Here is an 18,915-nt window from a genome sequence, read left to right on the forward strand (position 1 = left end):
GCGACCGGCTCCCCAAAAGGAAAACTTCGTACCTCACCATTAAGATAACTGTTAGAGCAGATTTGAGTTTTCAGTCCACTGATTACTGTTTACTGATCACTGATCACTGAACTAGAGGACTCGATTAAGTTTGCCGCTTTGATAACCTTCTAGATCGAGGGTGACATAGATAAAGCCTAATTTTTGCAGATCAGCGACTAATTCGCTTAAATTTGTCCGATTAATAAAGTCGGGAATTGCTGCTGCCGGTAATTCAATCCGTGCCGTATCGCCGCTCGATCGCACCCGTAATTGACGATAACCTAATTTTCGCAGATAAATCTCCGCCCGTCCGACTCTTTGCAATTTCTCCAGGCTAATTTCCTCCCCGTAGGGAAAACGGGAACTTAAACAGGGTTGCGCCGGTTTATCCCACCAAGGTAAATTTAAGTAACGAGATAGTTGACGAACTTCGCTTTTTGTGATACCAATTTCCGCCAAAGGTGAACGAGCGCCGCGCTCCCTAGCGGCTTGAATTCCGGGACGATAATCCCTTAAATCATCAGCATTAACGCCATCGATGACGTAGGAATAACCACGAGCGAGAGCAAGGGGTTTAAGGGTGTCGTGTAGCTCACTTTTGCAGAAATAACAGCGATTAACGGGATTACTGGTGTAATTGGGGTTATTCATTTCCTCGGTTTCCACCAATTCGTGCCGAATACCGATATAATCGGCTTGGGCGATCGCTTCTTCTAATTCTTCCGGCAGTAGGGAGGGGGAAACCGCCGTAATTGCCAATGCTTGACCCCCTAGCAGATCATAGGCCACTTTTGCCACTAGGGTACTATCTACGCCCCCAGAATAGGCAATTAGAGCTTTTTCGCTGGTTTTTAAGAGGTTTTGTAATTGTCCGAGTTTATCGAGTAATTGACTGTCCATGGCGGCGATTTTGGCAACTGGTTTAGGGAGACCGTTTTTTATATAGGGTATAGACAAATAGCTTAAGCCACTTGTCCCAAGAATTTGCGGCAATGAGGTAAGTAGTAGTGCAAAATAAATTTCCTAGTCAAGATAGGCACTCATGCAAGAGGCAAGAGGTGGTTAGATATGTGTAATTAATTTTGCCTAGGTACTTAGTATAATTTAAATGTGTCTTAGCTTAACCCTCTCTACATGACAACAAATCTCACAGACTATAAACATATTTCAATTGATCATCGGGGAGTACCAATAATTGCGGGTTCTACCCTAAAAGTGATTGATCTAGTTATGGCACAAATAGCTTACGGTTGGACTCCAGCAGAAATTCACATTAACCATCGTGATTTAAGTATGAGTCAAATTCACTCAGCATTAGCTTACTATTGGGAACATAGAGATGAATTAGATCAAGCTATCCAAGCTGATTTAGAATTTGCCCAAAAAATGCGAGAAAAAGCTGGAGATTCTCCCTTTGTTACCCGACTTAAAGCACAGGGAATAAAGTAAGAATAGGCGTTTAAAATGTATCTTAGCTTATTGCTGATCCCAATTATTTTAGTAAGTATTTAGTCATAAACTTCACTTCTATGACCTACTCTAACAATAATAATTATCCTACTCTCTCGATCAAATTCATAAATAACCCGATAATCTCCTACTCTTAATTTGTAAAACCCTGACCATTCTCTCGTAAGAGGTAGGGGAGTTATCTGTTCAAAGTTGATAGCTAACCATTTAATTTTATTAAGAATCCTCAGTCTGATAAGTAGGTAGGTATTAAAAACTTTCAGATCCCCCCGCCTATCGGCACCCCCCTTATCAAGGGGGGCAGGGGGGATCGAACCTAAAATCCATTTTTAATTTAATTATAACCAGCTACTTAAAATCTGTGATCAAATCTAAATCAGTTATCGACTCTGGTTCAAAAGTAACAGAATAGCTCATTTAAGGTTCTATCCCATATCTTTTATCCACCTCAGCTGCAGGAATAGTCGCTCTTCCTTGTAGTCTTTTTTGTTGGATTTCTAATAACTTTTCTTTAAAAGATTCTTTAACTTGTTTTCCCTCATCCGGATCACCAAAGTATTCATCTAGAGTATCATCTACTGTATTACGGATTAAACTTTGTAACTCTTGGGGAGTCATGTCTTTTATCTGCATATTTTCTCTAATTAAAAAAAGGACTTTGACTCGTTGCAAGGTTTTACCTTGCAACGCAGATAAGCGAGGTTCTACCTCTACTTATTTCTTTGACTCGTTGACTCGTTGCAAAGTTAGCTCGTTGTCGGACTATTCTTCGAGTTGATAGGGACACCATTGACTTTTGGTGGCAAGTTGGGCGTTAATAAGCGTAAAAACGCGCTCTAGTTCAGAAAGTCCAGCATACTCCGCTTCTTCGTCAACAGAGAGACTGTCAGTTTTCTTCTTAGCTAATAACTGCTCAAAACGAGATTGTAGCTCTGAAGTAAACCTGAATAAATAAATGTTACCAAATTCGCGGAGTTCAACCCCTTCTCTCATTAAAGACGAAGGTTGAATCATTAATTGGGGAGTCATTGGCTCTATTGATTGTTATTCCTCTTTCACCTTATCACCTTAACAAATTGCCGAGGAAATGTAAAAGAATATTGATAATATTTAACCAATTTCGGGGCAAACCCTCTGTAGTTGCCCCTGCCAAGGATAATTTATCCCCGACGACGAAGGGAAGCGGCACCCAAGGCACCAACAGCGATTAAACTCACTATACCACTAGGTTCCGGGGTTGATACAGCACCGCCACCAGCAGGAGTGATATCCCCATTAAGAGCCACAAACCCACCCCCGGTAACATTAGTGGAGTTGTCGGCAATTAAATAGACAGACAAGCCATTAGCATTCAGTCCATAGAGACGGAACTGCACCGGTCCGGTTTGGGGTGCTAAACTGCTTAGGTCAAAGCTGTAGGTATTAAAGCTAGTTGTTAAGTTAACTTGTGTCCCTAAATTATTGGTGAACCCATCAACACTAGAGCGCAAGACTAAATCTAGCTGCGTTTCAGTTTGGGCCGCATTGAGTTGTAAGTTAGTAAAATCGACTTGAAAACCTGCACTAGGTTGTACGGCAAATTCCACATATTGGCTGGTATTAACAGTGCTACCTGTATTCCAACCGTTAGTAGTAGAACCACCCAACAGGAAGATAGGATCATTCTCCCGATTTATCCCGGCGGTGTTTAACCCAGTGCTGGTTATATTCGCACCTACAGTATTCGCCGCTTTGGGATAGGTTGCGGTACTGGCATTAAATGAATTCCAACCAGCTACTATTGCCGCTTGAGCAGGAGTAACCCCAGCTAACCCCATCAGAGTCAAGGGGGTTAAAATTGTCAGTAATTTTTTCATGGATTCGATGACAGTAATAGTAGAAAATTATGGTCATATTTAACGCTAGTTTTGCGCCAATATTCTGCAACAAAAAGTATCACAAAAAAGGGGGGGAGTCAAGGGTTATTTAATCATAATTTATTATGGTTTCTATATTTAAGATAGTTGTGGGTTATATAAATATTCTACCTTGCAACGCAGATAAGCGAGGTTCTACCTCTACTTATTTCTTTGACCCAAATTATCAAAATGAACTGCTTTGGTTTTGAAGTTAAATTTTAGGGGGATGCCATCCTGCTAAGATCCATTGTTGTCTAACTGTGGTGGCAATCAAATTATTGAGTTTTAATGCCATAACTGTTGCACGTCCACAAGGCGTTTTTCCTAAAATTTGTGTTCCCTCTTGACTCCATTGAAAATGTTCTGACCATATTTGTTTTCTTGGATTAAAAAGGGGAACAATTTGCTCAGTTTCGGGGTCTTTTGCTTCGGTTTGTCTGCCCTTATAGCCATTGCATAAACGACAAGCTAACCAGAGATTATATTCATCATCACTTCCCCCTTTAGCTTTAGGAATGATATGTTCAATCTCCAGCAATCCTAACACATATTTTTGTAAACTTAAACAATACCCACAGCGATTATTAGCTTGTTGGCGAATTTTATCTTTAATATAGTCGGGAATAGGGCTAGGATTCATGCTTATAAGGGTGAAATTAATCCTCTTTTAACCGCTTCATTTAATCCTTGAGACTTCTTTAACAAGTTTATTTGATAAATTTGCATCAATGACCAAAGTTCCCTATTTTCAAAGGTTGATAAATCTCTCTCTTGTTGTTGATTGAGCAACTCGCTTAATCTTTGATCCTGTTCTGATGCCATTTGTAATTGAGTTAATTTGATAATTTCTTCATCTGATAATGAATTTAGGGATGAGATTTTTTCGCCTTGATAATTGGGACTAATAGAAAAAGCGATCGCTTCTACTAATATATCATTAAGATCACGGTTAATTGAATGGGCTAAGGATTGAGCTAGATTAAAAATCTCATCAGGTAGGGTTAAAGTAATTGAAATAGCCATAAACTTTTTTTATGCTGGTTTATAGAGATATTATAATTATAACTCAAATTTTTGTTACCTATAGGGATAAAATGGTTCAAAAGTAACAAAATAGCTCCTTTAAGCTTCTTTTATCAACCTCAGATTTCCAAGCAAGATTTACCGATAACTTAACTCACAGCAAACCCAGTTAACCTACGAGTTTCCAGATCGTAAAAAGCTAAAACTATATCTTCTTTAGAAATACCCTCCCTTAATAATTCCGTAGCGATCCCTTCCTCAGTCCAATCCTCCTCAATATAAATCTTCTCATTTTTAATCCTAATATGGACTTGAATATTCCTGATTTTTTTCTTGCCTTCCCAACCCATAAAAAGCCAAAAATACTGATCATGTATCTCGTCAAAAACCAGACAACTTTCTTGATCTAAATTAGCAGAACCAGAAACCCATTCGTGATATTCTGTTAATACTTTTTTAATGGCATTGCGATATTTTTCTAGTCTATCCATTGTAAAATTTTCTCCTTTTCCATCTCAACAACCAGCAAAAGTAATTGATTTATTTTCACAATAGCCTGAATTGATTCTCGTTGGAAAAAATTTTCATAAATGCTGTCTTTAATGGCTAGATAAATTTGATATTCTGGTTCGGTAAGACTGATTAAATTTCGATATAAAATATATTGTCCTAAAGCTATTTCAAAATCTCTCATAGGTGAGGGACTTAAAAAGCTTTTGATTTCCACAACAATTTTACGTCCATTTCTTTCAGCAGCCAAAGGTTTTTCTGCTGCTAAATCAGCAAATATTCAACATCTTTATATTTAATTTTATCAGGATCAGCTAAAATACTCCAACCGTCTTTAATTAAGGCATTTTTCACGGCTTCATGGTAAATATCTTTTGCTGGCATGGTTCTAAAAAAGTAATTTTATTAGTTATATTTAATTTTATTAACAATCCTAAGTCTGATAAAATCGGTGATCAAATTTAAATCAGTTATTTGTTGATTCCCCCCTGGTCCAGTCATAGTAGGGTTAATTCATGAATTAACCCTACCTTGGGGGGATCTGAATTAAAACCCACTTACTTAGGGGAGAATTGTTGATTACTTCCCTCTAGTTTTTTCTGCCCAAACTTTGCTGGGTAATCCCCAAACATAGATGAAACCTTCGGCAGCTTTATGATCAAATTGATCCTCGGCTCCGTAGGTAGCTAAATCGGGAGAATAGATAGAATTGACTGACTGACGACCGACCACTTTAGCGTTACCTTTAAACAGTTTCACTCGCACCGATCCCGTTACCTGTTCTTGGGTTTTGAGGATAAAAGCATCGATCGCTTCCTTTAAGGGACTGTACCACAATCCTTTATAAATTAACTGTCCGTAGGTATCTTCAATTCCCCGTTTATATTGGGTAACATCTCCAGTTAAAGTCAAACTTTCTAGGTCCCGGTGAGCGTCAATTAAAACTAATAAAGCCGGGGCCTCGTAAATTTCTCGGGATTTAATTCCCACTACCCGGTTTTCGATCATATCTAACCGACCAACACCGTGTTTACCCACTAGGTCATTTAATTGACTAATTAGCGTGACGGGAGCGAGATTTTCTCCGTTTAAACTGACGGGAATTCCCTGATTAAAACCAATATCGACGTATTCCGGCTCGTTGGGAGTATCGGCGATCGCTTTGGTCATTAAATAGATTTCTTCCGGGGGTTCCGTCATCGGATCTTCCAAGGGACCGGCTTCAATACTGCGCCCCAAGAGGTTGCGATCGATACTAAAGGGTGAGGATTTTTTCACGGGAGACTCAATCCCGAATTTTTCCCCGTAGGCGATGGTTTCTTCCCGGCTCATGCCCCATTCCCTGGCGGGAGCGAGAACTTTTAAACTAGGATTGAGGGCCATAATGCCCACATCAAAACGCACCTGATCGTTACCTTTGCCGGTGCAGCCGTGAGAGACGGCATCGGCCCCGTATTTCTCGGCGGCCTCTACTAATAATTTAGCGATTAAAGGACGAGCCAGGGCGGTAGAAAGGGGATAACGATTTTCGTACAGGGCATTAGCTTGAATTGAGGGAAAAGCGTATTCTTTGACGAATTCTTCCTGAGCATTGACGACTAAGGATTCGATCGCTCCGCAGCGCAGAGCCTTTTCTTGAATTGGTCCCAATTCGTCTCCCTGTCCTAAATCGGCGGCTAGGGTAATCACTTCTTCTACTCCCCATTCCTGTTTGAGATAGGGAATACAGACGGAAGTATCGACTCCTCCGGAATAAGCTAAAACCACTCTCTTGGCGCGTCCCATAATTTTTTCACCTAAAAACGACTAATTGATTACTCTTTTAATTTTATTATATATCTTGGGGATTTGATGCTTCTTTTTTAATGCTTTTTTGTTTAGTTTTTGATGAAGAAAAGGAATAGGAAGTCACGAGCAAAGAGCAAAAACTAAACGGGCAACCGGCCGCTATTTACGTTTACTGGCAGGACGACGGGAGGATTTTTTCGGAGCGGTATTTTTGGGATTATCGTTAGTTTTATCTTTAAATATTGGAATAGTAAAATGAAACTGACTGCCGTTATTTTTGCCCTGGGATTCTGCCCAAATTTCGCCGCCCCAACCATTAACGATCTGACGACAGATAGCCAGTCCTAAACCGGTTCCCCCGGCACTGCGTCGCAGGGCCCCCTCCTCTTGGTAAAAGCGATCAAAAACCTGTTCTAAACGATTGGGTTCGATCCCGCGTCCAGTGTCAGAAATGGTTACTTCTAGAGTTTTTGGCTTTCCCGAAGCGACTTCGATCGAGACATTTCCCTCGCGACCGGTAAACTTACAGGCATTATCGAGAAGTTTGGAGAGTAATTCCACTAACCACTCGCCATCGGCTAAAACAAAGGGCAGATTAGGGGGGACAAGATTGCTAATTTTTGGATTTTCGTTGTCGAGATTGCGGGAGTGAACGTGACTGATGGCTAATTCCACACATTCCGATAAGGATAAAGCTTCGGGATTCCAATTAACCCGGCCACTTTCTAACCTGGAAAGAGTTAAAAAATCTTGGATTAATTTACGCATTCGTTCCGCATCTTTCAGGGCAGTATCAAGCATAATTTGGCGCATTTCTGCCGGCATATCCGGTTCCGAGGCCAAACTTTCTAGACAGACTTGAATGGTGGAGAGGGGGGTGCGTAATTCGTGGCCGGTTATGGCGACTAAATTAGAACGAGTGCGATCAAGAGCGGCTAATTGTTCATTTAAATCCTGTAAATTAGCGTAGGCTTCTGCTTGAATGAGGGCGACTCCGATTTGAGTGGCCACCGCATCCACAAGGGCAACATCCTCGCTTTTCCAAGTGGTGGTATAGGGTCCACAGTGATGCAGTTCCAACATTCCCAAGAGACGACTTTGGTAAAAAATCGGCACTAATAACCAAGAATAGATGGAACATTCCCGCACGAGATTTTGAATGGAATCGCCGGGGAGACGGGGATCGTGAATAGCGTCTTCGATTTTCAGGGATTCTCTCAATTCCAGCACTTCCTGAAAAAGAGGATTATTTTTCAGTGGCCATTTTTGTCCTTTGATGGAACTAATGCCGGAGTTTAAAAATTCGTGTTCGATGGTGGCGTTAATGTCGGCTTCCTTACAACGATAGACCACGCAGCGACAGACTCCCAATCCCTGCCCCAATTTCTGCACTGCCACCTGTAGGATAGCTTCCGGATCGAGGGAACGACGGATCGAGGCTGTCACCGAGTTGATCAGTCTTTCCTTGTGTTCTTTCGATGCCAAGGAACGATTGGCTTTCAGCAGTTTATACTGTCCCGCTTGCAAATAAGTGACCAATCGCTGGACAAAGGGATCTGGTTCCTCTTGATGATCCCTGTCCGTCAGTTCACAGATCAGGTATTCTTCTTGAGCGCGCCTAATTTTCTCCGCTAGTTCGGGACGATAATCGAGAATATGATTTAAAAGAATTTGGGCGGCCTGTTGACTTACATGGCGATCGCTCGTCCAAATCCCCTCAAAACGGCGATTATTATCCATAGCTGCCCCATTTTCCCCCTCTGCTGTCAGATGGGTTCGTTCCCGACAGATTAAACAACTAGCATAATGGCCACCGATAACCACTAGATGCCATTCTTGGGCTAAACTGTCCTCTGGTTGAAAAGCGATCGTCTCGTAAATGTCGGAACTATGCTTAAAATCGGTTTCTGGGGCCGACAAAACATAAACTTGCCCGCTTTTGTGGGCAATGCGTCGATAGCGATGGGCCTCTTGACGATAAAAGCGCTCACGCTGAAAACTGGCAATCACTAACGGTTGATCGTCTTCCGCTAAAACCTGATCCTCCATGGCGTGGGATAGCGCGGTCAGGGATGCTTTGAAGTACATCTGCGATCGCCATTGGGGGAGTAACTGCAACAGTTCTGTTAAAACAGAAGTTGATCTGCTCATCGATGATCTGTTTCGAGTCGGGTGTAACTAGCAAGCGCGATAGAGGGAACTAGCAATTTCTCCCTTGACCCTATCCTACAGGCTCAAGGGGACAAGAGGTGAGATCGTGATGGCAAGAAATTTAAACCGAGTGATGCCAAAAGTGAGCGAAATTATTCTAGCTAACTAGATGTAGGCGACTTTCATTGCCCAAAGGATCAGAGCAATAATACTACCGATAACGATAATGGACGATATCGCCACTACTGCCGGTTTATCGGCCCCCTCGAATTTCATGATGCCACGATTTAAGTCTGACATTGCCCTTAACTCCTTTTCATGAGATGGATGTAGAAAGTATGAGACACTTTAGGATCATAAATTAGCGAACTCTCATCTATCCGTGTTATTAGAAATTGGTATCATTCGGCTGTCTTTAATCATTCTAGGCGTTCTTTTCGCCCTTGCCCTTTTCCTTGAGGCTATTTTAAGAATTGTCTTCGGGTTCGGTAATCCGCTTATTTACAAAGCTGATGCCGAAATTGGCTATCTTTTGGCTCCTAATCAACAAACGCGCCGGTTTTCCAATTTTATCGCCGTTAATCAGTATTCGATGCGGAGCGATCCGATTACAACCCAACGGCCCCCGGAGACGACGAGAATCATGTTAATCGGTGATTCGATCGCTAATGGCTCCTGGTGGACAGATCAAAAAGAGACCATTGCTGCTTTAATCGCCAAAAATTTAGGCCAGAATCTGACGGGTTCAGTGGAAGTTCTCAATGCTTCGGCCAATTCTTGGGGACCGCGCAATCAATCGGCCTATCTGCGACGTTTCGGCACCTTTGAATCCCAGGTGATTGTGTTATTAATGAACACCGATGATCTGTTCGCTTTAGCTCCTAGTTCGGCGGTGGTGGGACGAGAAATTAATTATCCCGCTCGCCGGCAGGCTTTAGCTTTAATCGAGTTGTACGATCGATATTTTAAGCGTTATCCTCCCCTGCCACCGGTGCAAGAAGGAGGCGATCGAGTGGGCAATAATTTAACCGCTCTTGCCCAAATTCAAGCCCTTGCTCAGGCTAATCAAGCCCGTTTAATTATCGCTATTACCCCCCTCATTCGCGAAGCTCAAAAACAGGGGCGAGATTATGAATTAAAAGCCCGTCAAAGACTAGCGGATTTCACCAGCAACCAGCAGATTTTTTATCTAGATTTTCTGCCCATTTTTCAAGCCCATCCCAATCCCGATTCCCTCTATATCGATAATATTCATCTTAGTCGAGACGGTAACGAGTTAATTAGTCAAAAACTGACCGAGGCCATCAAAAATGTCTTTTAATTAGGATTTACTGAAAAAGTTTCTTGCTGGGAGCAGGATTCAGGGTTCAGGAGTCAGGGTGATAGGGATTTAGGGGTTTAGGGGTTTAGGGAAATTTCAGCCAAATGCTCCACTTCCCCACTTCCCCACTTCCCCACTTCCCCACTTCCCCACACCCCCACTTCCCTAACAACCATACCAAAGCTTTTCTATCTGCTTTGCCAGATCCGATAACTTGGAGCGATCGCTTGTATCCCTTAACAGGGTGACATGGCCTAATTTTCGACCGGGACGGGATTTTTTACCGTACCAAAAAACGTGAGCGCCGGGGATTGCCGCTAAAACTGCTCTTTTTTCGGCATAATCACCGTCACTATCCTCAAAACCTAATAAATTAACCATGACTGCCCCAGCAGATTTTAAGTCCGTGGCTCCGAGGGGCAAATTAGCCACTGCTTGCAGTTGTAGGGCAAATTGGGAAGTAAGACAGGCAGAGAGGCTGTAATGACCAGAATTATGGGTACGGGGAGCGATTTCATTAATCAATACCTCTCCCTGGGGAGTGACAAATAACTCCATCCCGAAAACACCCACCGCCGACAAACTACTTAACAGATGATGGGCGATAGGTTCGGTTTGAGCCTGTAATGATTGGTTAAGAGCGGCGGGAGCGATTACCCAGTGACAGACTTGCTCCTCTTGATGGGTTTCCACCACGGGATAGGTGACGATTTCCCCAGTTAATCCCCTAGCGGCAACGATGGCTAATTCCCGCTCGTAGGGAATATAAGCTTCTAACATCAAGTCAAGACGCTCTAATTGCGGCTTTTTGGCCTTTAATTCTTCAGGCGTGCGGATAATAAAGGTTCCTTGACCATCATAACCGTGTCGTCGCGCTTTCAGCACTAGCGGAAAAGGATAATTTTCTAATTGGTACAAATTATCTATCGCCCAAAAATCAGGCACAGGCAACCCTAGGGAGCGTAAATAACATCTTTGCTCGTATTTATCCAATAGGGGGCGCAGATTTGCCAAACTAGGATAGAATTTAACTCCTGTGGCCGCTAATTCTTCTAGGGCATCTAAATTAACAAACTCATTTTCAAAAGTGATCAGATCACAATGTTGAGCTAGTTTTTTTGTGCCTTCCACGTCGGCTATTTCCGCAAAAACAACCCCGTCAGCTAAAGCAACGGCGGGATCGTCGGGGTGTGGTGTTTGTACAATTAGAGAAATGCCTAATTTCTTGGCTTCCTGTGCCATCATCCCAGCTAATTGTCCACCACCAATAACACCAACCCTTCTTTGCATCATTGATCACATCCTAAAGATTCCGGGGTAGAGACGCCGGTTTTTGAGTTGACACCCTCGGCTCTTTCGCAGAGATTTTTGATTTGTTGAGCGTCAAGCACTGCCAAACTAAAATCAGCACCGTTGATGTTTACTCCCTCGAAAATGGTGCGCAGCATAATTGCTTCGGCAAAAATGGCATCGCTTAAATCGGAATTTTTAAAGGTACTCAGATAGGCTAACCCATTGGTTAAGTCCGCTCCATGAAAGTTGCCTTCGATGATAGAGGCTCCGTTAAACACTGCCCCGCGCAAATCGGCAGAGCTAAAGTTAGAATCTTGCAGATTAACGTTAGTAAATTGGGCAGATTGCAAATTTTGTCCCGAAAAATCCTTTCCTGTCAGATTCTGGTTTTCATAACTGGCATTGGCTCCTGTGACAGCAGCAGAACTGGCTGCTAAGGCATTGACAGGAGATAGGATAAATAGTAAGGCAAAAAAAGCGATCGCTAATCGAAAGATAGTCTTCATTGGCGGAAAATTCCATCAGTGGGCATTCTTGATTTTATAGCAGTAAGTCATCGGCCGTCAGCTTTCCGCCAGCCGCTAGAAATTGCTGGCACACAAACCTTTATAATGGCTGTCTAGGCTTATACTGCCATGCAATTTGGTCTAAACAAAAATATTTAAGCCACGGGCCCCCAGTTTTCAGCTAAATAAAGTAAAAGACAAAAGTTAATTCATTTTCTCTCTCCTGACTTCTATTTCTAAGGACAATTTCTGATTTATACAAGAGGTTTGATGGATACACCGCAACTTTTATTCAATGGTTTAGCCGTCGGCAGTATTATTGCTCTGGCTGCTGTTGGGTTAACCCTTACCTGTGGCATTTTGCGTCTGTCTAATTTTGCCCACGGCGATTTTATGACTTTGGGTGCTTACATAACTTGGGTGGTAAATGCTCAAGGGATTAATCTCTGGTTAGCGATGCTGGTGGGGGCAGCAGTGACAGCTATTGCCATGCTCATTGCCGAGAGATTATTATGGAAACCTATGCGCGATCGACGGGCTGATTCTACCACTTTAATTATTATTTCGATCGGTTTGGCTTTATTTCTTCGCAATGGTATTTTAATGATCTGGGGCGGTAGTAATCAACGCTACGATCTCCCTGTGATGACCGCTACAGAAATTTTTGGGATTAAAGTAGCTTTCGATCGATTGTTAGTCATTGGTTTGGCAATTATAGTTATTATTGCCCTCCATTTGTTATTGCAAAAAACTAAGATCGGTAAGGCGATGCGCGCCGTAGCTGACAGCACCGATTTAGCTAGAGTAACCGGAATTAACGTCGAATGGGTTGTTTTCTGGACATGGATAATCACGGGAGTTTTAACTGCTTTCGCCGGAGCGATGTTCGGGTTAATTACTGGAGGAGTACGTCCCAATATGGGCTGGTTTTTAATCTTACCAATGTTTGCCGCCGTGATTTTAGGTGGTATCGGTAATCCCTACGGAGCGATTGCCGGTGCTTTAATTATTGGTGTTGCCCAAGAAATTAGTGTTCCCTTAATTGGTTCTGATTATAAATTAGCCGTGGCTTTATTAATTATGATCTTGCTGTTATTATTCCGTCCCCAAGGTTTATTTAAAGGCACGGTTTAACAGTTAACAGTTATCAGTTATCAGTTATCAGATGTAAGTTTTAAGTTTGAAGTTTTAAGTTATTTATAGGGCTTTTCACGTTACTGAGGTATCGACAAGTTTTGCCAACAAAGGACTTAAGCCCCTTGCCCATGCCTCATTCTGATGAAAACTGCTATATTTACTGATTACTATTTACTGTTTACTGATTACTGTTTACTGATTACTGAAAAGCCCAATCTTTAATCCTGAATATATTCTTCCCCGGTGATTAAAGCGTATTCAGCGCGGGTGAATTCTCGACCTAAATAAGCAGCATGATCGAACATAGTAATCGGACAAGGGTGGGTTTCTTCGATCACTTTTACGGCTAATTCTTTGGCGGTTCTTGCGGTGTAAATAGTCTCAGGATTGCGATCAAGTTTTTGCCTAACACCGATAACTTTTCCCGTTTCTGGATCGACGGCTAAACCTTTTTCATTGATAATATTGCTGTAATGTTTGGCACAGATTAACCCGGCTTCTCGGTCTAGATAAATAATAAAATATCCTGCGGGATCGAGAGTGATCGGACGTTTGGAAAGTTGATGATCAATAGCCGTGATTTGGGATTTTAATTCGCTCATTTTCTTGACAAAATTACTTAAATATGTAGTTGAAAGCAAGAGCAAATTATATCACATACCATCATCCTTTTTCTAGAGTATTTTGTCGAGATAACCCCTATTTTCTGTGAGCAAATCTGACCTACTGAGCAATAATACTAAATCCTGTTTAAAAAGTATAGGAAAGTGGGGAGCGGGGGCAAGAGGAAAGAGGCAAAAGGGGCAATAGATAATCAGTTTTTAATAACCAGATTTAGTATCACACCAGCTGCCATCTGGGGGCGCGAGCTTTGCGCCCCTAATCTAAGGTCGAAAAATAACAGGCTGATGGCTGAGAGCTTAATGCTATAAATCTTCTTCTACCAAAGCCTCAACCCGTCCTGTTTTGACCGCTTCCACCAAAGCGGCGTGATCTTGTTCTGTCTGCTCGGCATAAGCGATCGCAAATTCACCCATCGCTAGATCGAACTGATCTCCTTTCCCCAAATAACCGCTAATGGTGGCCGCATCTCCAGATTTAGCGTGGGCGCGGGCTAAGGTCCAGCCACAGAACTCGGCGTAGCGTTGCAGTTGGGCGGCCGACACTCCCTCAATGGGTAGGGAAAACTTCATATCCCGCAGTTGCCGTAAATAGAAGTTATTGCCCCGTCTTCCCTGGGTCCAGCCTAAAAATATGTCGCTAGAGGATTGCATCAATCTCTGGCCTGTAACCACCCGTTGTCCCTGATTTTCGTACTGGCTCTTGGCGGTATAGGGTTCAAGAACTGAAGGGCAAGCCTCCTTAACTTGTAGGATGAGGGGATGGTTATCTTCCGAGAAAAATAGGGCGATATAACATCTGGTGCCGACACTGCCAATGCCTACCACTTTCAGGGCAAAGTCCTCTAACCGGTAGCGATCAAACAGGACCCGGCGTTCCTCTGGCAGGGATTGGCGATAGTCTTCCAGACCCTCACGCACGAGAGTCTCCCAATCCGGTTCGTTGACATGGTAGAGAATGGGCGGCTGATCGACAAAGCGATTGCGTCCCGCGGTTTGGGTGACGATCTTGGGGTAGAGATGTTCGATGATGCGCTCGCGGGCTTTTGTCATCATCTGTTCCCGCAACTTCCGCGTCTTTTCGTCGGGAGCCATCTCGATCACCTGTTCTACTCCTATGCGCGTGTACCATACCTCTAAGGGACTGAGGCGAGAATATTCCCGCAGGTGTTCCCGATAGGAACGAGCGCAATCGATCGCCGCTGCCTTCGATTCTCGATCGGATAGATCGCTATCCCTGCCGGCGATGACAAAGCTGACCACTAGACGCTTGAGATCCCATTCCCAAGGTGCGGGTAGGGTTTCGTCGAAATCGTTAATATCGAAGACTAAATTGCGTTCGGGGGTGGCAAAAAATCCGAAGTTCAAGAGGTGGCAATCCCCGCAGGCCTGCACGATAATGTCGGTTTTGGGAGTGGTGGCCAGATCGTAGGCCATCAAAGCAGCGGAACCGCGCAGGAAGGTAAAGGGACTCCGCAACATCCGTCCGTAGCGGATAGGAATCAATTCCTGTAATCGCCCTCGATTTGATGCTTCGATGATCTCGATCGGCTCTCGACCAGCTGCGGGGGGTTGCCAGATAGCGTGGCGAGAACGCGGCAATCGCTCCCGCAGGGATTTACCGATCTGGATGCGTTCCTCCCGTGAACGGAATCGAGCTTGAGAGGGTGACCGGATCGGGGTTTCTATTTGGTGGTTCATAGCGACTTTTTCCCCTGAATGAGATTACATCCCTTGCTGTTAGTTGACATCCTCGCCGCCCTAAAAGTGCGGCGATTCCTAAACCTCACGATTTAAGTTTCTGCTTCCACCACCGTCGCATACCACAGTTAAAAAACCATGTACTGTCTTACACAGAGTCCACAGACTTTCGCCCCATTTCAGAAGCCCGATTCCGTGTGTCCCACGGTACGTTGACCGCCTATAGCTTCTTGTACTTGTTGCGCGCGACTTTTTACCCGGCCAAGCTTTTCTGGTCGGAACCCCCTAAGCCGAGTTTTCAAGGTGCTGCGCCGTCCACTTGGTTTTCGAGACTGGCCTTTTAATTCTAACGTAAAGCCAACCTAGAACGGCGGGGTTTCAGACCCAAAATTTCCGATGATGAAACGCCTCGATCGCTTCCTCTAGGGTTGGATAAATACGTTCGGTCGAGATCGTCTCGGATAGGTCTCCTTTTTTTAATTGCTGATATAAATCTTGCTTCACCCGCGCCATGGCGAAAGTAATACCACTACCGATTAATTCTCGATGTAATTCTTTCAACATATCGACCGCCGTAATATCGATATCTAGAATCGCTTCGGCGTTGAGAACGAACCACTCGACGGGGACTTCCTCCGCCTCGATCGCCGCTATTGCCCGTTTGCGAAAATTCTCGGCGTTGGCGAAACAGAGGGGTGCGTCGTAACGGTAGAGAACCAATCCGGGGATCGTCGTCGCGCCCTGCCAATCCTCGATGTCGTGCAGGCCCGCCAGATTCGGCACTTCCCCCAAAACCGCATCGTGTGGTCGCATCAGCCGTGCGAACAGATCGACCACCGATAACCCCACGGCAACGCCCACCCCGACGAGGATATCGGTGGCCAGGACACCGAACATGGTGACGAGCGCCAATCGGAACTCGCTGGTTTTGAAACAACGCAGACGGTTGAACTCCGAGATCTCGATCAGACGGAGCGCGGCGTAAATCACGATCGCCCCCAGGGCCGCTTTCGGAAACAGGGATAGCAGCGGGCGCAAGAACAAGAGTACCAAAATCACGATCAGAAAAGCCACGAGGGAAAACAGTTGCGATCGACTGCCCAGAGAATCGCCGATCGCCGTGCGACTGCCGCTACTGCTGACGGGAAAGCCTTGCATGATGCCGTTACCGATATTCACCGCTCCCAGGGCGAGTAATTCCTGATTGCCATCGATGCGATAGTTGTTTTTCGCCCCGAAGGCGCGGGCGGTCAAGACGTTATCGGAATAGCCAACGAGGGCGATACCGATGGCCGAGGAGAGTAAATAGACGAGCTGCTGGGAAGAAAAACCTCTCGGTACTTTCAAACTCGGTAAACCGGCGGGAATTTCCCCGATCACGGCGATGCCTCGCTCGTTCAGATCGAACAAATATACTGCCGATGTGGCCAGTAGAACTGCGAGTAAAGGACCGGGGGCATTGGGAAAGCGACGTTGTACCACTAGCAGGAAAATTAGAACAGCGGCGGCGAGAATCAGAGTTGGTGGGTGAATCTCGGATAAATGTCCCGAAAATTCCCCGATCTGTCCGAAAAGCGATTCCGCTTTCAGTGACATCCCGCTAATTTTTCCCAACTGACCGACGATCATGATCACCGCTACTCCGGCCATGTAGCCGACGAGGATCGGTTTGGAGAGGAGATCGGCGAGAAACCCCAACCGGGCGAAAGCGGCGACGCAGCAGACGCTCCCCACGAGTAGGGCCAATAGACTGCACAGACTGGCGTAGTTGCTCCTATCCCCGGCGACGAGGGGCATGATAGCGGCGGCGGTCATTACTGCCGTCGTCGATTCCGGCCCGACGGAGAGTTGTGGTGAGGAACCGAGCAGGGCATAGATGAGCAGCGGCGGTAGGATCGCCCATAATCCGGCGATCGGTTGTACTCCGGCCAGTTCCGCATAGGCCAGACATTGGGGAACGAGATAGGCTGCCACGGTGATCCCCGCGATGACATCTCCCCGCAACCAGGCCGAGCGATAGGATCGCAGGCGCTTTAACCCGGGTAGGGAAAACCGCTCCCTAGAAAAATTTAATCGAGTAGGCATCCTCATCTCTTCTCCTGTCATCGAAGTTCGGCGTTGTGGGAATATTGGTGGCAAGAAAGCGTTAAATATCCGTGAGTGGGAATGTCTTTTTTGCGGGACTTTCCCTTCAAAAGCGACCTCGACCTTTAGCCCTGGCGGAAAACTTTCCTGTCGGCGAGCGATCGCGTTTTTCCTCGCCTCTCCAGAGGGTTATCAATAAAAGCGATCGCTATTTACAGGCCATTACCGCGATCGTGTAGGCGTTATTATTCATGCCGTTAATATTAAAATTAATCTGATAGGGCTGTCTACCCGTGGGTGATTGGAAGGGTAAAGAATAGGTTTCGCCCCGTTTCATTTCGACATTTTTCTGGAAGGCGCTATTGACTGAATTATCGGGATATTTGAGATTGATCGTCACTCCGTATTTGCCATCGTTTTCGGGAACCATTACCCCCTTAAAAGAGGCGAATTTCACCCCGGAGGGAACGGCGAAATCGGTGTTAAAGTTATTCTTTCCTATGGCATCGATCTGTTTGCGGATATGGGTCTGATTAGTGGCTACTTCCTTGAGGTACTGACAGTTTTTCGGAAGTTCGGTAGCCTGATCTTTGGTACTGGCGACAACGGCCATCGAGGTCAGTCCGAGGATTAAACCAGCCCAGAGAAAGCTGAAAGTTTTTGTCAACATGATAGTTTTTCCCGTTAAGTTTTTCTAAAATTGGCTCTTCGGGGACGATTAAAGATAATTAAGCCTTAATTGTCCCGCCTTGACTTTTTCCGTGACCAAAGTTCTCACTAATTCTAATTTTTGGCGCGGGACTTGGTCATTATCGCTCGCAGTGGAGCGAGTTCTCCTGTTTCTTCTGGGGTTAATTTTTGTGCGTCAACCCGTGAGATGTTCAGAGAATTGCTCCTCGTTTTTACTCTCCGAACCAAGCACAAACCCCGCTCACATACCCAAGAAAGCTAGGATTCAATATTTACCTTAAATGTCGGTTTGAAGGAACTCTCGGTTTCACCGACGAGATGAAAAACCGACCAGTTTGACATACTCACCGCCGTAAACGAGCGGTGATTCCTCACCACGCCACCTTTTTAGGATGGTCGTTGAATGGGGTTGACGCTTCACAGGATACTGCTACCTTAGCGGTAGTCTTATGCCTTCCGACCCGTCCATTTAAAGTCGAACGTATGTCCTCCGGCGACCAATACTTTTTTGGGTTTGTACATACCGACCTAGGTTACGTTTTGCCTCTAGCATGGGGTTTCCAGCGGCCGTCAGCTTCCCCTTACTCATCCTCAACCCGTTGCAGGACTTTCAACCTAGTATGTTTATTGGAGGAGTATCTATGATAGGGCGGGTTTTTTAGACCACTAGAATCCTAACACAAAGCCGTCCTAAAAGGACG

At 44.7% G+C, this 18,915-nt stretch carries 21 protein-coding genes and 1 pseudogene; 4 read left to right on the forward strand and 18 right to left on the reverse strand.

The window, feature by feature from the left end:
* Window positions 1–111: 111 nt before the first annotated feature.
* Window positions 112–921, reverse strand: a complete 810-nt coding sequence (gene larE / locus H6G48_RS10360) for an ATP-dependent sacrificial sulfur transferase LarE (RefSeq protein ID WP_190721582.1) — start codon at window positions 919–921, stop codon at window positions 112–114.
* Between the two features lie 234 nt (window positions 922–1,155).
* On the opposite strand from larE, the gene H6G48_RS10365 reads away from it, so the two are divergent.
* Window positions 1,156–1,470 (forward strand): DUF433 domain-containing protein, encoded by a 315-nt coding sequence (locus tag H6G48_RS10365; RefSeq protein ID WP_190721506.1) that lies wholly within the window; start codon window positions 1,156–1,158, stop codon window positions 1,468–1,470.
* A gap of 59 nt (window positions 1,471–1,529) precedes the next feature.
* On the opposite strand, the gene H6G48_RS10370 is transcribed toward H6G48_RS10365, so the two are convergent.
* The 11 genes and pseudogenes from H6G48_RS10370 to H6G48_RS26830 form a co-directional block, all read right to left on the reverse strand.
* The gene (locus tag H6G48_RS10370) at window positions 1,530–1,814 is read right to left on the reverse strand and encodes a type II toxin-antitoxin system RelE family toxin (RefSeq protein WP_371515164.1); all 285 of its coding nucleotides are present in this window, start codon (window positions 1,812–1,814) and stop codon (window positions 1,530–1,532) included.
* A gap of 94 nt (window positions 1,815–1,908) precedes the next feature.
* Window positions 1,909–2,178: a hypothetical protein gene (locus tag H6G48_RS10375; protein ID WP_242034614.1), complete on the reverse strand. Its 270-nt coding sequence runs from the start codon at window positions 2,176–2,178 to the stop codon at window positions 1,909–1,911.
* A 75-nt stretch (window positions 2,179–2,253) separates the two neighbouring features.
* Window positions 2,254–2,520 carry a hypothetical protein gene (locus H6G48_RS10380; protein WP_052278253.1) on the reverse strand — a complete coding sequence of 89 codons (267 nt, stop codon included), beginning with the start codon at window positions 2,518–2,520 and terminating at the stop codon, window positions 2,254–2,256.
* 131 nt (window positions 2,521–2,651) lie between these two features.
* Window positions 2,652–3,347, reverse strand: coding sequence for a PEP-CTERM sorting domain-containing protein (locus H6G48_RS10385; protein WP_190721508.1), 696 nt, complete (start codon window positions 3,345–3,347; stop codon window positions 2,652–2,654).
* Window positions 3,348–3,600: 253 nt separating this feature from the next.
* Window positions 3,601–4,029, reverse strand: coding sequence for an HNH endonuclease (locus tag H6G48_RS10390; RefSeq protein ID WP_158200901.1), 429 nt, complete (start codon window positions 4,027–4,029; stop codon window positions 3,601–3,603).
* 2 nt (window positions 4,030–4,031) lie between these two features.
* Window positions 4,032–4,412: a hypothetical protein gene (locus tag H6G48_RS10395; RefSeq protein ID WP_190721511.1), complete on the reverse strand. Its 381-nt coding sequence runs from the start codon at window positions 4,410–4,412 to the stop codon at window positions 4,032–4,034.
* A 149-nt stretch (window positions 4,413–4,561) separates the two neighbouring features.
* Window positions 4,562–4,903: a XisI protein gene (locus H6G48_RS10400; protein ID WP_190721513.1), complete on the reverse strand. Its 342-nt coding sequence runs from the start codon at window positions 4,901–4,903 to the stop codon at window positions 4,562–4,564.
* Window positions 4,891–5,306 (reverse strand): annotated as a pseudogene (locus H6G48_RS10405) (XisH family protein). The gene H6G48_RS10400 and the pseudogene H6G48_RS10405 overlap by 13 nt, the downstream one beginning before the upstream one ends.
* 195 nt (window positions 5,307–5,501) lie before the next feature.
* Window positions 5,502–6,707, reverse strand: a complete 1,206-nt coding sequence (locus H6G48_RS10410) for an argininosuccinate synthase (protein ID WP_002797600.1) — start codon at window positions 6,705–6,707, stop codon at window positions 5,502–5,504.
* A gap of 162 nt (window positions 6,708–6,869) precedes the next feature.
* Window positions 6,870–8,861 carry a DICT sensory domain-containing protein gene (locus H6G48_RS10415; RefSeq protein ID WP_190721515.1) on the reverse strand — a complete coding sequence of 664 codons (1,992 nt, stop codon included), beginning with the start codon at window positions 8,859–8,861 and terminating at the stop codon, window positions 6,870–6,872.
* 165 nt (window positions 8,862–9,026) lie between these two features.
* Window positions 9,027–9,161, reverse strand: a complete 135-nt coding sequence (locus H6G48_RS26830) for a hypothetical protein (protein ID WP_002736350.1) — start codon at window positions 9,159–9,161, stop codon at window positions 9,027–9,029.
* An 82-nt stretch (window positions 9,162–9,243) separates the two neighbouring features.
* Here H6G48_RS26830 and H6G48_RS10420 point away from each other — a divergent pair, with 82 nt between their 5' ends.
* On the forward strand, window positions 9,244–10,182 hold the full coding sequence (locus H6G48_RS10420; RefSeq protein ID WP_190721518.1) for an SGNH/GDSL hydrolase family protein: 939 nt from the start codon (window positions 9,244–9,246) through the stop codon (window positions 10,180–10,182).
* Window positions 10,183–10,347: 165 nt separating this feature from the next.
* Here H6G48_RS10420 and H6G48_RS10425 read toward each other — a convergent pair whose 3' ends face one another.
* On the reverse strand, window positions 10,348–11,475 hold the full coding sequence (locus tag H6G48_RS10425) for a 5-(carboxyamino)imidazole ribonucleotide synthase (protein WP_190721520.1): 1,128 nt from the start codon (window positions 11,473–11,475) through the stop codon (window positions 10,348–10,350).
* Window positions 11,472–11,981 (reverse strand): pentapeptide repeat-containing protein, encoded by a 510-nt coding sequence (locus H6G48_RS10430; protein ID WP_190721522.1) that lies wholly within the window; start codon window positions 11,979–11,981, stop codon window positions 11,472–11,474. Before H6G48_RS10430 ends, H6G48_RS10425 begins: the two co-directional genes overlap by 4 nt.
* 270 nt (window positions 11,982–12,251) lie before the next feature.
* Here H6G48_RS10430 and H6G48_RS10435 point away from each other — a divergent pair, with 270 nt between their 5' ends.
* Window positions 12,252–13,115, forward strand: coding sequence for a branched-chain amino acid ABC transporter permease (locus tag H6G48_RS10435; protein WP_190721523.1), 864 nt, complete (start codon window positions 12,252–12,254; stop codon window positions 13,113–13,115).
* Window positions 13,116–13,336: 221 nt separating this feature from the next.
* On the opposite strand, the gene H6G48_RS10440 is transcribed toward H6G48_RS10435, so the two are convergent.
* The 3 genes from H6G48_RS10440 to H6G48_RS10450 all read right to left on the reverse strand — a co-directional run bounded on the left by H6G48_RS10440 (window position 13,337) and on the right by H6G48_RS10450 (window position 17,524).
* Window positions 13,337–13,720 (reverse strand): DUF4346 domain-containing protein, encoded by a 384-nt coding sequence (locus tag H6G48_RS10440; protein WP_190721525.1) that lies wholly within the window; start codon window positions 13,718–13,720, stop codon window positions 13,337–13,339.
* Window positions 13,721–14,044: 324 nt separating this feature from the next.
* Complete coding sequence (locus tag H6G48_RS10445) at window positions 14,045–15,439, reverse strand: DUF2252 domain-containing protein (protein ID WP_190721527.1); 1,395 nt, start codon at window positions 15,437–15,439, stop codon at window positions 14,045–14,047.
* Between the two features lie 378 nt (window positions 15,440–15,817).
* Complete coding sequence (locus H6G48_RS10450; protein WP_190721529.1) at window positions 15,818–17,524, reverse strand: SLC26/SulP family anion transporter; 1,707 nt, start codon at window positions 17,522–17,524, stop codon at window positions 15,818–15,820.
* 71 nt (window positions 17,525–17,595) lie between these two features.
* Here H6G48_RS10450 and H6G48_RS10455 point away from each other — a divergent pair, with 71 nt between their 5' ends.
* The gene (locus tag H6G48_RS10455; RefSeq protein ID WP_190721531.1) at window positions 17,596–17,763 is read left to right on the forward strand and encodes a hypothetical protein; all 168 of its coding nucleotides are present in this window, start codon (window positions 17,596–17,598) and stop codon (window positions 17,761–17,763) included.
* Here H6G48_RS10455 and H6G48_RS10460 read toward each other — a convergent pair.
* Entirely contained in the window at window positions 17,733–18,194 is a 462-nt protein-coding gene (locus tag H6G48_RS10460; RefSeq protein ID WP_002780536.1) for a hypothetical protein, read from the reverse strand. The genes H6G48_RS10455 and H6G48_RS10460 overlap by 31 nt on opposite strands.
* Between the last annotated feature and the right edge of the window lie 721 nt (window positions 18,195–18,915).

Source organism: Microcystis flos-aquae FACHB-1344, from assembly GCF_014698375.1.
In the GTDB taxonomy this organism is placed as follows: Bacteria; Cyanobacteriota; Cyanobacteriia; order Cyanobacteriales; family Microcystaceae; genus Microcystis; species Microcystis aeruginosa.